This window comes from Catenulispora yoronensis (assembly GCF_039531695.1).
In the GTDB taxonomy this organism is placed as follows: domain Bacteria; phylum Actinomycetota; class Actinomycetes; order Streptomycetales; family Catenulisporaceae; genus Catenulispora; species Catenulispora yoronensis.
In genome coordinates this window covers 259,143-273,788 of record NZ_BAAAQN010000003.1, presented here as the reverse complement: position 1 = coordinate 273,788, position 14,646 = coordinate 259,143, and the positions used below count along the sequence as shown (strand labels likewise).

12 protein-coding genes are annotated in these 14,646 nt (G+C 71.1%); 9 read left to right on the top strand and 3 right to left on the bottom strand.

Annotated elements, in window-relative coordinates:
* The first annotated feature begins 67 nt into the window (after nucleotides 1-67).
* The 4 genes from ABD481_RS03925 (at nucleotide 68) to ABD481_RS03910 (ending at nucleotide 6,146) form a co-directional block, all read left to right on the top strand.
* Nucleotides 68-3,583, top strand: a complete 3,516-nt coding sequence (locus tag ABD481_RS03925) for a cell wall-binding repeat-containing protein (protein ID WP_344664105.1) — start codon at nucleotides 68-70, stop codon at nucleotides 3,581-3,583.
* A gap of 190 nt (nucleotides 3,584-3,773) precedes the next feature.
* Nucleotides 3,774-4,334 (top strand): DUF6923 family protein, encoded by a 561-nt coding sequence (locus ABD481_RS03920; RefSeq protein ID WP_344664104.1) that lies wholly within the window; start codon nucleotides 3,774-3,776, stop codon nucleotides 4,332-4,334.
* Nucleotides 4,331-4,954: a DUF7927 domain-containing protein gene (locus tag ABD481_RS03915; protein WP_344664149.1), complete on the top strand. Its 624-nt coding sequence runs from the start codon at nucleotides 4,331-4,333 to the stop codon at nucleotides 4,952-4,954. Before ABD481_RS03920 ends, ABD481_RS03915 begins: the two co-directional genes overlap by 4 nt.
* Entirely contained in the window at nucleotides 4,875-6,146 is a 1,272-nt protein-coding gene (locus ABD481_RS03910) for a DUF7927 domain-containing protein (RefSeq protein WP_344664103.1), read from the top strand. Before ABD481_RS03915 ends, ABD481_RS03910 begins: the two co-directional genes overlap by 80 nt.
* An 11-nt stretch (nucleotides 6,147-6,157) precedes the next feature.
* On the opposite strand, the gene ABD481_RS03905 is transcribed toward ABD481_RS03910, so the two are convergent.
* Complete coding sequence (locus ABD481_RS03905; protein WP_344664102.1) at nucleotides 6,158-7,201, bottom strand: L,D-transpeptidase; 1,044 nt, start codon at nucleotides 7,199-7,201, stop codon at nucleotides 6,158-6,160.
* Between ABD481_RS03905 and ABD481_RS03900 the strand changes: the two genes are divergently transcribed.
* The 4 genes from ABD481_RS03900 (at nucleotide 7,191) to ABD481_RS03885 (ending at nucleotide 10,761) form a co-directional block, all read left to right on the top strand.
* Nucleotides 7,191-7,457 carry a hypothetical protein gene (locus tag ABD481_RS03900; RefSeq protein WP_344664101.1) on the top strand — a complete coding sequence of 89 codons (267 nt, stop codon included), beginning with the start codon at nucleotides 7,191-7,193 and terminating at the stop codon, nucleotides 7,455-7,457. The genes ABD481_RS03905 and ABD481_RS03900 overlap by 11 nt on opposite strands.
* A 286-nt stretch (nucleotides 7,458-7,743) precedes the next feature.
* Complete coding sequence (locus ABD481_RS03895; protein WP_344664100.1) at nucleotides 7,744-8,961, top strand: ROK family protein; 1,218 nt, start codon at nucleotides 7,744-7,746, stop codon at nucleotides 8,959-8,961.
* A 126-nt stretch (nucleotides 8,962-9,087) separates the two neighbouring features.
* Entirely contained in the window at nucleotides 9,088-9,402 is a 315-nt protein-coding gene (locus ABD481_RS03890) for a hypothetical protein (protein WP_344664099.1), read from the top strand.
* Nucleotides 9,403-9,405: 3 nt separating this feature from the next.
* Complete coding sequence (locus tag ABD481_RS03885) at nucleotides 9,406-10,761, top strand: hypothetical protein (RefSeq protein ID WP_344664098.1); 1,356 nt, start codon at nucleotides 9,406-9,408, stop codon at nucleotides 10,759-10,761.
* A 27-nt stretch (nucleotides 10,762-10,788) separates the two neighbouring features.
* Here the strand turns inward: ABD481_RS03885 and ABD481_RS03880 are convergent, their stop codons facing one another.
* Nucleotides 10,789-11,223 (bottom strand): pyridoxamine 5'-phosphate oxidase family protein, encoded by a 435-nt coding sequence (locus tag ABD481_RS03880; RefSeq protein ID WP_344664097.1) that lies wholly within the window; start codon nucleotides 11,221-11,223, stop codon nucleotides 10,789-10,791.
* A 472-nt stretch (nucleotides 11,224-11,695) separates the two neighbouring features.
* Here ABD481_RS03880 and ABD481_RS03875 point away from each other — a divergent pair, with 472 nt between their 5' ends.
* Entirely contained in the window at nucleotides 11,696-11,878 is a 183-nt protein-coding gene (locus ABD481_RS03875) for a hypothetical protein (RefSeq protein ID WP_344664096.1), read from the top strand.
* 121 nt (nucleotides 11,879-11,999) lie between these two features.
* Here the strand turns inward: ABD481_RS03875 and rph are convergent, their stop codons facing one another.
* The gene (gene rph, locus ABD481_RS03870) at nucleotides 12,000-14,609 is read right to left on the bottom strand and encodes a rifamycin-inactivating phosphotransferase (protein WP_344664095.1); all 2,610 of its coding nucleotides are present in this window, start codon (nucleotides 14,607-14,609) and stop codon (nucleotides 12,000-12,002) included.
* Between the last annotated feature and the right edge of the window lie 37 nt (nucleotides 14,610-14,646).

The window sequence follows — 14,646 nt, the reverse complement described above, 5'->3', positions numbered from 1 at the left end:
CCGGTAGGACTTGGTCGCTCGCCGTCTGCGCCGACCGAATCGGCGTGCTGCCATCAGGGGGACAACCGTGACAACACGCCGATCTCGAATAACCGCGCTCAGCGCCGGCGCGGCCGTCCTGACGGCCGGCCTGATCCAGCCGGGCGCGGCCGAGGCCGACCTGACCACGGTGTCCATCGACAACGCCCGCACCGGGTGGGACCAGCACGAGCCCGGCCTCAGCCCGGTGAACGTCTCCGACCCCTCCTTCGGCGAGATCTTCCGCACCACGGTCGACGGCCAGGTCTTCGCCCAGCCGCTGCTGGTCGCCGGCGTGCTCGTGGTCGCCACCGAGAACAACGTGATCTACGGTCTGGACCCGCTGACCGGCGCGATCCGGTGGACCCGCAACGACCTGGGCCCGGCCTGGCCGTCGGCGGACATCGAGCCGCCGATCGGCTGCGGCGACCTGGGGCCGACCGTCGGCATCACCAGCGCCCCGGTCTTCGACCCGGTCAGCAACACCGTCTATCTCATGTCGAAGACCTACTCCGGCGGCGACTCGAAGAAGGCGGCCTGGAAGCTGCACGCCATCGACCCGGGCACCGGTGCCGAGCGGTCGGGCTGGCCGACCACCATCCAGGGCGCGCCGAGCAACGACCCCTCGACGCCCTTCGACGCCTTCCACCAGATGCAGCGCGCCGGGCTGCTGCTGCTCAACGGCGTGGTCTACGCCGGGTTCGGCTCGCACTGCGACTTCACGCCGTGGCACGGCTACGTCGTCGGCGTCGACGCCGCCTCCGGGCAGCAGACCGCGATGTGGACCACGGAGACCAACGACGCCGGCAGCGGCGCCGGCATCTGGCAGGCCGGCGGCGGCCTGGTCTCCGACGGCGACGGCCGCATCATCCTGTCCACCGGCAACGGCGTCAGCCCGCAGGCCGGTCCGGGCCACAGCCCCGGCGGCCACCTGGCCGAATCGGTGGTCCGGCTCCAGGTCGGCTCGAACCGGTCGCTGGCGGCGGCGGACTTCTTCAGCCCGACCGACAACGCGACGCTGGACATGAACGACACCGACCTGGGCTCCGGCGGCCCGGTCGCGCTCCCGGACAGCTTCGGCACCCCCAAGGTGCCGCACCTGCTGTTCGCCGGCGGCAAGGACGGCCGGCTGTTCCTGCTCAACCGCGACAATCTCGGCGGCATGGGGCAGGGCCCCGGCGGCACCGACGCCGCGGTGCAGACCATCGGCCCGCTGCCCGGCGGCCAGTGGGGGCACCCGGCGGTGTGGGGCGGCGACGGCGGCTACGTCTACGAGGTCGGCAACCAGCAGCCGATGATCGCGTTGCAGGCCGGGGTGAGCGCGGACGGCACGCCGATCCTGACCCAGGCCGGGACCACCGCCGACACCTTCGGCTATACCAGCGGATCGCCGATCGTCACCTCGAACGGCAAGACCGCGGGCAGCGCGGTGGTCTGGGTGGTGGACGCCCCGAGCGGGCCGTGGGGCAATGGCGCGACCGGCGAGAACGCGACGCTGAACGCGTACGCCGCGGTCCCGGACTCGCACGGGCACCTCACCAAGCTGTTCTCGGCGCCGATCGGCCGGGCGGCCAAGTACACGGTCGTGGCCACCGACTCCGACCACGTCTACCTCGGCACCCGCGAGACCGACGCGATCGGCAAGGTCATCGGCTTCGGCAAGCCCGCGAAGACCCCGCTGACGACGGGCCCGGTGACGTTCGGGCCGGTCGAGGTGGGGTCCGGCGCGCAGAAGCAGGTGACGCTGACCGCGACGCAGCCGGTCACGGTCACCGGCGCGAAGGTGAACGCCTCGGCGTTCTCCGTCGACACCACGCCGCTGGCGAAGCCGGTGACGCTGAACACCGGCGGCACGGTGACCCTGCCCGTCACCTTCTCCCCGACCGCCCCCGGCGCGGCGAACGGGATCCTGACGGTCGCGACCAGCGCCGGGAGCGTCGGCGTGTCGTTGAACGGCACCGGCTTGATGAACGGCCTCGGGGCGTCGCCGAGCCCGGTGCAGTTCAACGACGACCAGCCGACCGGCACGCGGCAGACGATGGCGATCCGGATCTGGAACACCGGCTCGGTGGACGAGACGATCCAGAGCCTGACGCTGCCGAGTGCCCCGTTCGTCGTCGAGGGGCTGTCGAAGGGCATGACCATCGGCGTCGGCCAGTCGGTCGCGGTGACGATCACCTTCGCCCCGACCTCGGCCGGCCCGGCCGGCGGCCAGCTGACTGTCGTCTCGACCAGCGGCACCCTGGGCGTCCCGCTCACCGGCGGCGCGGTGTCGGGCTACGGCCACCTCCAGCTCTCGCCCGACACGCTGGACTTCGGCGACGTCGCCGTCGGCACCACGGCCACGGCCGGCTTCGACGTGACGAACACCGGCACGGCGCCGCTGACCATCTCCAAGGCGAAGGCGCCGATCGGCGTGTTCGCCACCGCGCTGCCGCTCTCCGAGGGCCAGGTCCTCGGACCGGGTCAGAGCATCCACGTGACCATGTCCTTCACGCCGAGCACGGCCGGCCCGCAGCAGTCCTCGTACGAGGTCACCGCCACCGACGGCCAGGGCGGCCTGCACCTGCAGATGACCGGCACCGGGATCGCGCCGGTCGCCCGGCTGGCCGGTGACAACCGGTACCTCACCGGCGTCGCGGTGTCGAAGTCGCGCTGGGCCGACGCCGGCGGGGACTCCTCCGGCCGCCCGAGCGCGCACGTGGTCGTCCTGGCCCGCGGCGACCAGTTCGCCGACGCGCTGGCCGGCGTGCCGCTGGCCGCCAAGGCCGGAGGGCCGCTGCTGCTCACCGACCCGGCGGCGCTGACTCCGGAGACGCTGGCCGAGATCAAGCGGGTGCTCGGGACCAACGGCGGCCAGATCGACGTCCTCGGCGGGGCCAAGGCCGTCGCCCCGGCCATCGTCAGCCAGCTGACGCGGCTCGGGTACACGGTGACCCGGTTCGCGGGCGACGACCGCGACCACACGGCCCTGGACATCGCCCAGCGCGGCCTCGGCAGCCCGCAGCACGTGGTGCTGGCCACCGGCCTGGACTACGCCGACGCGCTCGCGGCCGGCCCGTTCGCCACCGGCCCGGCCGCGCCGGCCGCCGGACCGGCGGCGGTGCTGCTGACCGACGGCAAGACGCTGGCTCCGGACGTGCGGGCCTACATCACGAGCCGGGTCGCCCAGTCCTCCGCGGGCGCGCCCGGCGCATGGGCGATCGGCGGCCAGGCGGTGACGGCGACGGCCGGACTGCCCGGCTATGTCAAACCGCTGTCGGGCGCCACCCGCTACGACACCGACCTCAAGGTGGTGCAGGCGGCCATGGCGGCCGGCGGCGTCCACCGGATCGGCATCGCCACCGGCGCGAACTTCGCCGACGCGCTGACCGGCGGCGCGCTGACCGCGGCCACCGGGGGCGAGCTGGTGCTGGTGCCGTCGACGCTGCCGCCGGAGACGGCGGCCTTGCTCAGCGCGCTGCGGCCGCAGCTGGCGTCGGTGGAGCTGTTCGGCGGGACCGCCGTCCTCAGCCCGGCGCTGGCCGGGCAGGTGGCGGTCGCGGTGGGCGGTCGGCCTCAGTAGCCTGACGCGCCGACCCGGCCCGAAGCCGGGTCGGCCACCGATCATCACACCAATGCTTCGGACGGCCGAACCCTGGGGCTCGGCCCGGTTCGGCCCTGTTTGGGCCGAACTTCACCAGTCGCATAACCATCCCGCTGGATCTGCGGTCCGAGCCGCGGCCGGAGACGCCTTCCCGAGCGGCCCCGGCCCGGTGTTCGTCGCGCAGGGGCCGACGCGCGGGCAGCCGACGACGCTGTACGAGGCGACCCAGCAGACCGGGAACATCACCTTCGTCAAGCAGGGCGGCGTCACCACCGGGCTGGGCCAGGTCGGCCTGCCGTCCAGCGCGGCGAACTACAACCAGGGGACGTTCGGGGACGGGGCCACGGCCGACACGCTCTACGTCCGGCTGGCCCAGACCGACCGGCGGCTGTACGCGGTGAACGTCCCCGCCAAGACCACGCAGACCATCGTGTTGTCCGCCGACGTGCCCAACCTGTCGGACTTCGCCTGGGCTGACGGCTACCTCTGGGGCGTCGACGGCCCGGACCGCAGGATGTACCGCATCGATCCCGGCACCGGGGCGGTGGTCTCCTTCGCGGTGACCGGTGTGGCGACCGACCCCTACGGCGCGCAGTGGACCTACGGCAACGGCAACATCGGCATCTCCGACAACGTCACCGGCACCGTGTACCAGCTGCGGCTGAACAACCCGACCTCGGCGACGCCGACCGCCACCGTCCTGTCGGCGACACGCTCACCTACCACCTGACCGTCCACAACTACGGCCCCGGTCACTCCTCCGGCTACATCATCCGCGACGTGCTTCCGGCGAACCTCGGCAACCCGGCGACCACGACGGCGGGCTGCTCGATCGGCCCCGACGGCGCTGACACGGTCCTGTCGTGCACCGGCGGCGCGCTGGCGGACGGCGACGACGGACCGGTGACCACCATGACCGGCACCGCGCCGGCCACCGCCGGGACCGACTGCCTGACCGGCGCGATCAGCAACAGCGTGCAGATGATCGGCAACGAGCCCGACCCGGACTTCAGCAACAACGCCGCCAGCAGCACCGCGTGCCCGGCCGGGCAGCCCGTGCCGTCGTTCACCGTCGCCAAGACCGCGAGCGTCGCCTCGCCGGCGTCGGTGCGGCCGGGCGACTCCGTCACCTACACCATCACCGTGACCAACATCGGACCGGTCGCGTACACCGCGGCGAACCCGGCCACGTTCCAGGACAGCCTGCGCAACGTCTCCGACGACGCCACGCTGGACCCCGCCAGCCTGACCAACGGGGCCACCTACTGTGGTGAACAGTCCGGACACCGGCGACCACCTGCTGACCAACGCGCTGGTCGCCGGGCCGACCGGGCAATGCACGACCGCTGACGCGTGCTCGGCCACCACGCCGGTCGCCGACTTCTCGGTGTCCAAGACGGCTTCCGTCGCCCACACCAAACCCGGCGACACCGTGACCTACTCGATCACCGCCACGAACACCGGAGCGGTCAACTTCGGCGGCCCGGACGCGCCGTCGACCCTCCAAGCGGTCTTCACCGACTCGCTGACCGGCATCGTGCCCTTCGCGGCCGACAACAACGACGCCACGGGCAACGCGAGCCGGACCGGCGACACCCTGACCTGGTCGGTGGACCTGCCGATCGGCGGCGCCCAGACCTTCACCTACACCGTGACCGTCGACAACCCGGCGACCTCCCCCGGCACGCTGGCCAACGCGGTGGTTCCGCAGACCCCGGGCAGCTGCGCGAGTCCGGGAGCCTGCGCCACCAGCGTTCCGATCAGCGGCTACACCATCGCGAAGACCTCCCAGCCGGCGCAGGCCGAACCCGGCACGCAGGTAACGTACACGGTGGTCGTCACCAACACCGGCGCGGCCGCGTTCACCGACGCCAACCCCGCCTCGTTCAGCGACGATCTGTCCAAGGCCCTCGACAACGCGCGGTTCAACGCCGACGCGACGAACGGCGCGGCTCTGGTCGGCAGAACCCTGAAATGGTCCGGTCCGCTGGCGGTCGGCGCGTCGATCGACATCAGCTACTCGGTGACGGTCAACAGTCCGGTCGCCGACCCGCTCACTCTTCAGAACACCGCGACGCCCGACCGCACGGACGGCGCCTGCGCGGCGGGCAGCACCTGCACGACCACGACCCAGGTCGAGCCCTCGCCGCCGGCACCGCCGAATCCGCCCAACCCTCCGAACCCGCCCAACCCCCCGAACCCGCCGGCGCCGCCGAACCCCCCAGCACCCCCGGCACCGCCGACGCCGCACCCGCTGGCACAGCACCTGCTGGCACCGCCGAACCCCCCGGCCGCTCCGGGAGCGCACCCCCCTGGCGAGCCTGGCACTCGCCAGGACCGGCACGGATCTGGCAGGCCTGGCAGCTCTGGTGACCGGTGCCCTGGCCGTCACACTCCTCGGCACAGGCCTGCTGCTCCGGGCCCGGAACACCGCGCGCGCCTGAGAACCAGGGACAGGGACCAAAGCGGCACAGCCCGCAAAAAAGCGGCCGCCGGACACGGAATCCCGTGTCCGGCGGCCTCTTTCAGTACGCCTGCCTAATCCGCATGCGCCTAGTGCAGCGCGCTACCGGCGGTCCACGCCGACCAGCCGATGTTCCAGTCGGCGTAGCCGTTGTCGGACCGCACGACCTTCTCGTTGGAGTTCTTGACGACCACCGGGTCGCCCAGGCCCACGGTCTTGTAGAACCACTCCGCGTCGGCCAGGCTCAGCCCGATGCAGCCGTGGCTGCCGTTGACCTTGCCGAACTTGCCGGCGTTCCACGGCGCGGCGTGGACGTAGGTCCCCGAGTCGGTGAGCTGGACCGCGTAGCGGACGTCCTTGACGATGTAGCCGTCGGTGCCGAAGATGCCGACGGTCTTGGAGTCCATCGTGATGTCGTCGACCTTGCGCTGCACCACCATCGTGCCGTTCCAGGTGTCGAACCCGGGCTTGCCGGCGCTGATGAGCAGCTTCTTCAGCAGCACGCCGTCCTGCGTGACGGTCATCGTGTGGGCGGCGGCGTCGGCCGTGGCGACGATCGCGTGCGGGGAGATCGAGAAGGTGACGTCGCGGTTCTGGTCGCCGTAGGCGGCGCCGGACTTCACGCCGTCAAGGCGCATGTGGAGCGTCACCTTGGTCCCCGGCGCCCAGTAGTTCTGCGGCCGGAAGTCGACCCGCTGGTTGCCGTACCAGTACCACGAGCCCTGCACCGCGGGCGTCGACTCGACGGTGAGCCCGCGCTCGACGGCGGCCTTGTCGGTGATCGGCTTGGTGAACTTGACCGAGATCGGCTGCGCGACGCCGACGACGTCGCCCGGGTCCGGGTAGAAGGTGCCCCGGTAGACCGCGGAGGGCTTGGAGGTGGTGAACTTCGACGTGGTCGTCGACTTCACCCCGTCGGCGTTCTCGGCCACGACCGAGACGTTGTAGGTCTTGTTCGTCCCCAGGGCGCCCGACGACGTCCAGGACGTCGCCGTCGCGTCCATCTGGCCCTGGATCGCCGTGCCGCCGGTCAGCGTCGCGGTGACCGAGTCCAGCTTGCCGTTCGCCACGCTCACCTGGACCTGCGAGTCGGGGTCGATGTCCGTCGCGTCGGTGTCCGGCGTGATCGTCACCACCGGCGGCGAGGCCGAGCTCGGCGCGGTCGGCGGCGGTGTGTCACTGGAGCCTCCGGAGCCACCGGGCCCGCCGGATGACGAGGCACCCGGCGTCGCGGGCAACCCGCCGCCACTGGTACCGGCCGCGGACTTCGAACCGCTGCTGCAAGCGGTGGCCAGCACCGCGACGATCGTCGCCGAGGCTGCCAGGCGCGTGATCGCTGCCACGCGCCGCTTTCCGCCGCTGAGTCGTATTGCCGATGTCCGCATGTGACGCAAGCTCCTCGTGTAACAAGTTCTTCCCTTGTCCTCACCGACGTCTGACTGCCCGGCGAGGTTGCATAGTCGGAGAAGGTGTTGCACAACGGAGGTACTTCCGGACCGGGACGGCCCGCGAGGCGCGCCGCCTCAGCGCCCTGACCGATCCCCGCCCGCCGCACCCGCCGCGCCACTTATCCCAAGGCTTAGGATAAGCTCTGACTGAAACCGGCGCGAACCTGCCCCCGCTCGGTCCCGCTCGTCCTCGCCACCCCTGCCTCCGACGGGAACACGATACAACCATGATCAAGAAACCCGCCGTCCAGGCCGCCGGTCCGGCCGCGAAACCGTCGACGGTCACCAGCCTGCGGCAGCACAACCGGGCCCGGGTGCTGCGACAGATCATCCTCGCGCGCGAGACCACTCGTGCGGAGATCGCCCGCGACAGTGGACTGTCGGCGGCGTCGGCCATCAGCATCGTGGCCGAGCTCATCGCCGACGGCCTGGTGGAGGAGAAGGGTTCGATCTCCTCCCAGGGCGGACGGCCGATCGCGATCCTGAGTCCGCGCGCCGACAGCGCCGTCACCATCGGCGCGGACATCGGCGAGCGCGGCGTCGCGGTCGAGATGTTCGATCTGGCGATGAACCGTGTCGACCGGGAGTTCAGCGGCGGCCGGGAAGAGGAACCGGCCGCGCAGATAGCGGCCGACCTCGCCTCGGCGCTGACCGCGCTGCGGCGGCGCAACCCCGACCGGTGGCCGAACCTGCTGGGCATCGGGCTCGGGCTGCCGGGCATCGTCGAGACCGACGACGCCGGGGAGCGGATCCTCTACGCGCAGTCCCTCGGGTGGGATCCGATCTCGATCACCGAGCTCTGCGACGTCGGCGCGGTCGTGCACGCCGAGAACGGCGCCAAGACCCAGGCGCGCGCCGAGCTGTGGTACGGCGCGGCCCGGGGCTCCGACCACGCCCTCGTCGCGCTGCTCGGCCGCGGCGTGGGCCTCGGTGTCGTGGCCGAGGGCCGGCTCGCCCACGGGTCGCGCTCCAGCGCCGGCGAGTGGGGGCACACGGTCATCGAGTACAACGGCCGGCTGTGCCGCTGCGGCAAGCGCGGGTGCGTCGAGGCGTACATCGGCTCCGACGCGATCCTCGACGCGTGGGCCGCGCGCGGCGGGCAGTTCGAGGGTTCGGGCTGGGGCGCGCTCGGGCAGCTGATCGACGGTGCGGCCGGCGGCGATCCGGTCGCGGCGGCCGTGGTCCAGGAGACGATCGAGTATCTCAGTGCCGGTCTGGGCGCCCTGGTGAACCTGTACAACCCGGAGCGGATCGTCATCGGCGGCTGGGTGGGCCTGCGGCTGATGGAGACGCTGGGCGAGCGGATCCACGAGGCGGTGAAGGGAGCGTGCCTGGCGCGGCCGGGCGGCCAGTTCGACCTGTCCGTCGCCGAGCTCGGCGGGGACTCGGTGTCGCTGGGTGCGGCGTTGCTGCCGATCGAGGCGTTGATCGACCAGAATCCCTGAGCCCCGCGGAATCCCTGAGTCCTGAGCGAGTCCGGGCCGCCCCGAGGACCCGACGGCGAGTAAGAAGTCTGCATCGTCTCGCCGCGGTCCGGTGACAGCCACCGGAGTGCCGGTTACCGTTCTGGCATGAGCGATGGCGTCGAGTACGTGGTGGTCATCAGCGGTACCGAGACGATGGCGGCGTTGGCGGCCGGGCTGAACGAGATCGAGGTCGACGCGGACGTGGCCGAGCTCCAGGGGCTGGGCGGCTCGATCGACGAGTGGATGATCGCCGGCACGGTGGCGAGCCACGTCGTGGCCCGGCTGCTCAAGGCGGTCCATCCGTTCGTCGACGGCCGCCGGATCAAGTCGATCAAGGCCGGGGACATCGAGATCGTCCGGCCCCGGCCGGAGGACGTCGCCAAGGTCCTCGATCTGCTGGCGAAGCAGCCGGAGCGGTGATCCGTGGACGCGCGTGTGGACTTCGCCGCCCGCTCCATCCTCAACCTGCGGGCGGCGCCGGAGCCGCTCGTGCACCCCGAGTGGGACGTGATCACGTCCCTGGCCCGCACGTTCACCAGGTACAAGTCGACCGAGATCGAGTTCCACGGGGTCCGCAACTGCGTCCCCGAGGTCTTCACGCTCAGCCCTCGTTCGGCGCGCGGCGGAACAGTGCACTGCGTCTACACCGAGCGCTCCTACAACATCGCGGCCTTGCTCAGGACCATCGCCGTGGTGAAGGTGCCGGATGAGGGCGCACGCAGGCTGATCGCGCAGAGCGCCTTCCTGCAACTGGCCGCCGACTACCTGCTGCAACAGGGCGCGCACGGCGACGCGGCGCGGGTCTATTGCGCCAGCTGGCTCGTGAAGACTCCGCTGCTCGTAGTGGGCCAGGACGCCGGGATGATCGAGACGTTCCTCACCAACCCGATGATCGAGTCGGTCATGGTGGAGGGCGGCTGGCCGTTGGCGCATGAACTGGGCCACTCGCTGTACGACGGCGACGGCCAGGTCGTCGAGTGGTGCGCGGACATGCTCGCGCAGTATGTCGAGCACTACTTCGAGGGTTCGCCGCCCAGGTGGGGGCCGCCGGGGGCCCGGGGAGGGCTGCTGAGCGAGCTGGTCGCGGACTACTTCGGCGCCGAGCTGATCCTGCGGACGATGGGCGGCCGGGCGCTCGACACCACCGGTTGGGGCGTGTTCCTGAGCGAGTTCGCGGCGAGCATGTGGGCCATCATGCTGATGGAGACGTGCAAGGAAGTGGTGCGGCTGGCCTGCGAGGATCCCGCCGCCGGCCGCGCCGCCGCCGCGAGCGGCCAGCGCGCGTGGATGTACGACGTGCGCCGCCGGTTGTTGTTCGGCGGCATCCAGGCCGACCTGTCGGCGGCCTTCGCCGAGGTCGGGCAGGAGGATCTCCTGGGCAGCCTGATCGGCGTGGGTCTGGACGCGAGCAGCATGCCCGGCTACGCGGTGCTGCTGACCGGCTTGACGGACTCGCAGCACATGATGATGGGCCTCGGCCGCGAGGCGCCGGTCCCGCTGTTGGAGGGTTTCGGCGCGCGGGCCGCCCAGTTCTGGGACCCGCTGCTCGGCCGGGAGGCGCGGCGCCGGGCCCGAAAGACGGACGTGTTCCGGGCCCTGACGAGGGAGTTCGTGAATCGCGCCCGAGCCACGGACAACTTCCGGGGGCAGGACACCGGGCTGCTGGACCTGCTGGACCGGCTGGTTCCGGACGTGGCGCCGGTGCTCGCGCGGCGGCGGCTGGAGGGGGACGAGACCGACTTGCGGATCACCCTCCCGGGGAGTGCCGGCGATCACTGATGCCCCCGACGCCCGCCGAGGAGCCGGTCACCGCGACTGGATCTCGGACAGCCAGCGCTCGGGGCGGATGCGGACGACCGCCATCGAGGCGGTCACGTCCTCGCTGGTGCGGACGTATTCGTCGCCGCCGTCGGGGCCGAGGTACCGGCGGGCCAGGGTTCTGCGATCGTCGGAGGTGGCGGGCTCGCGGATCTCGACGACGGGGCCTTCGACGTACACGTATTTGCTCGGCGGGTTCGCGTGCTGCACCACCAGCGCCGCGCGCCCGGCGGCACGCAGCAGCGAGGCCTTGCGGCTCGCCGAGGCGGTGATGAGCGTGAGGTCGCCGCCGGGTTCGTAGCCGTACCACATCGGCACGGCCAGCGGGGCCCGCCCGGGCCCGGCCTGGACGGCGAGGATCGCGACCAGCGGCTCGGCCAGGAACGCTTCTCGCTCCGGCACGGTCATGGCGCGCTTTGTCATGCGCTCGGATTGTGCTGTCATAAGCTCAGTATGCTGATCGTCACGACCCGGCGGATCGAGGCCGCTCGCTTCGGCCTCCGAAATGCTGTGACCGCCAAGGTGATTACATTTGCCGGAATCGATATTGACGACGTCACAGCATCCTGCTATCCACATAAGCGTGAAGCTGATCCGGCTCTACTCCAGGAGTCACATCGACCTCGGTCGGGTGTGGTCCTCGTCCTGTTGCCGTTGATCGCGTGCGGCCCCGGAGCGGCCGCGACTTCCCAGCCTTCCTGATCACGCCGCGCCCCCGGCGCCTTCAGCCCTGAGAATTCCCGGCTCGGGCTGCCCTGTCATTCCAGAGTGTTTCCACGCTGCCCGGTTCCTCACATCTCGTCGACCCGAGAGGACACCGCAGGAGATGTTCGACCAAGCGATTTCCGCCCCCGAATCAGTCCCCGGATCCAGCCTTGGATCCATCCCCTCATCGGTGACCGGATCGATCCCCGGATCCGATCCCGAAGCCACGAGTCGCGACGCTTCCTTCTGGAGCCTCGTCGCCGGGACACTGCGCCGCACGCGCACCCATCCGCTGTCCGCGGACTGGATCCCCGTGCTGGCCGCCGTGGCCCTGGCGCTGGCCGTCAGCCTCGGCTGGAAGGCGACGTGGTAGTCGCGACCGAGCCCGGCGGCTCGCGCCGCCGATGACGAGGAGGGGATCGGCCGCGGTGGTGGTCCGCGCCGATCCCCTCCTCAAAAAAGCTCGGCGGGCGAACGCGCGCCCGGCCCGCGCCCTACCCCAGGACCTCGATATACCCGTCCGACCCGTGCACCCGGATCTGCTGCCCGTCCTGGATCAGGCTGGTGGCCTTCTCGACGCCGACCACGGCCGGCAAGCCGTACTCCCGCGCGACCACCGCGCCGTGCGTCATGAGGCCGCCGACCTCCGTCACCAGGCCCGCGATCACGACGAACGCCGGCGCCCAGCTGGGGTCGGTGTAGGTGGTGACCAGGATGTCGCCCGCTTCGAGATCGGCGTCGGCGATGTCCAGAATGACGCGCGCCCGGCCCTCGACGGTCCCGGCGGAGACCGGAAGCCCGGCCAGCGCGCCCTCCGGGACGTCGTCGCGCCGGTACGTCCCGGTGACGACCTCGCCGTCCGAGGTGAGCACCCGGGGCGGAGTGAGTGCCTGGTAGGAGTCGAAGGCTTCCTTGCGCTGGCTGATGAGCTGGTCGTCGACGTAGTTCGTGTGCACGACGTGGTGGAGCTCGGTGAGCGTGAGGTAGAAGATGTCCTCCCTCTCGCGCAGCACTCCGACGTGCACGAGGCGCTCGGCCTCCGCCAGCAACGCCTGCTTGTAGGCGAAGTAGCGGCCGACCATGTGGTACTTCGGGTACTCCCGGTATCCGACGAACGTCCGGACCCGGTCGATCATCGCCTTGGTCTCGTCAGCCTTTTGCTGCCCGTCCGGCAGGGCTCGCAGGCGCTCCAGCAGTTCGTCCGCCTTCTCCTGCGCCTTGCGTCGGCCTTCCTCGAAGCGCTGCTCGCCGCTGTCGTCGGCCCCGACGTTCTTGACGGTGGCCAGGATCATCGGCACGAGTGTGGCCGGCCGCTCGCTCCATCGCGGCCGGGTGATGTCGATCTCGCCGACGCAGCGCACGCCGTACTTGTCGAGGTAGGCCACGATGGCGTCGCGGGCTTCGCTCCCGCCTTCGAGCGCGGGCAGCTTGTCCAGGTAGCCGTCGTCCTCGACCTGCTCCAGGAAGGCCACGACCTCCGGGCGGGGGCGGATCGCGTTCGCGACGTCCAGCAGCGCCAGGCCCATCTCCGAGGTGACGTTGCCGGGCGCGGACTGGGTGAGCGCGTCGGCCGCGTTCTTCTCCCCCAACCACTCCTGGAGGTTCTGGTTGAGCCACCAGGTGGCGTCCATCGCCGCGGTGATCACCTGGAAGCCGCGCGGATCGAGCAGCAGCTGCTTCAGCTCCCGGACATCGGCCAGGACGAAGTCGAGCAGCGCGGTGCCGGACTTGGTCCGGATCTCCTGCTTCATGGTCTCGAAGGCCGCCCGGCTGCGCTCGATCAGCTCGGCGACGATCGCCGGATCTGTCTCGATCGGGGCCGGCATGCCGCCGGGCGGCATCCCGCCGGCCGGCGGACCGCTCGGACCCTGCTCCGGCACCACCGGGATGAAGTCGCCGCGGTCGAGGATGGTCTGGAGCGCGTCGCCGATCAGCGGATCGGATCTCCCCAGTGCCTGGGCGAAGGCCGGGCCGCTGACCGCCGGGGCCAGCACCGCCGTGATGTCCGCGAACAGCCGGCCGCCGGCCTCGGACAGCGGTCCGGGCGTCGTGAGCTGCCACACCGAGAGCCCCAGCGGCTTCATCGCGTCGGTCATCATCTGCTGGTGGCCGACGGAGAAGTAGACGTGGTTCTCCTGATCGGCGACCGCCGGGACCGGGAACAGCGTCGTGATCGGCCGGCTCTGGACGATCTGGAACTCGTCGTCGGCCAGGCACCACTCGATGTCCTGCGGATAGCCGAAGTGCGCCTCGATCCGCCGGCCCAACTGCTCCAGCCGCTCGATCTGCGCGTCGGTCAGGGCCGGCCACAGCTGCCGCTCCGGCTCGATCGCCTGCTCGTGCGTGCCGCCGTCCGGCGAGGCCAGGATCGCGCGCTGCTTGGAGGCGATCTCCTTGAGGACGATCTCGCCGTCGCGCACCTTGTAGACGTCGGGGTTCACCAGCCCGCCGACCAGGGCCTCGCCGAGGCCGAAGCTGGCGTCGATGGAGACCACCTTGCGGTTCGACGTGACGGGGTCGGCCGTGAAGAGGATGCCGGCCGCCTGCGGCAGGACCATCTTCTGCACGACCACGGCCATCTGGACGGGGCCGTGGAAGCCGTGGTGCAGGCGGTAGGCCACGGCCCGCTCGGTGAACAGCGAGGCCCAGCACCGGCTGATGTGCCGGAGCACCTCGTCCGTCCCGACGATGTTCAAATACGTGTCCTGCTGCCCGGCGAAGGAGGCCGTCGGCAGGTCCTCCGCCGTGGCGCTGGAGCGGACGGCGTAGGCGGTCGACTCGCCGAACCGGACGAGCGAGCGGGTGATCGCGTCCACCAGGTCCTCGGGGATGGCGACGCTCTCGATGGTCCGGCGGAGCTCGGCGCTGAGCGTGCGGACGCCTTCGCGGTCGTCCGGCTTGAGGAGCGACAGCTGATGGAGCTGGTCGTCGATCGACGGGTCCCGCGCGAGGATCCGCTGGAAGGCGTCCGTCGTCACGCAGAAGCCGGCGGGCACCTCGACGCCGTCGATGCGCGTGAGCTCCGCCAGCTGCGCGCCCTTGCCGCCGGCGATCTCAACATTGGCCTTGTCGATCTCGTGGAAATCCAGTACGTAGCTGCTCATCCGCTCTCTACTCCTGTTCTGGTTCCGGCGGCTGGGA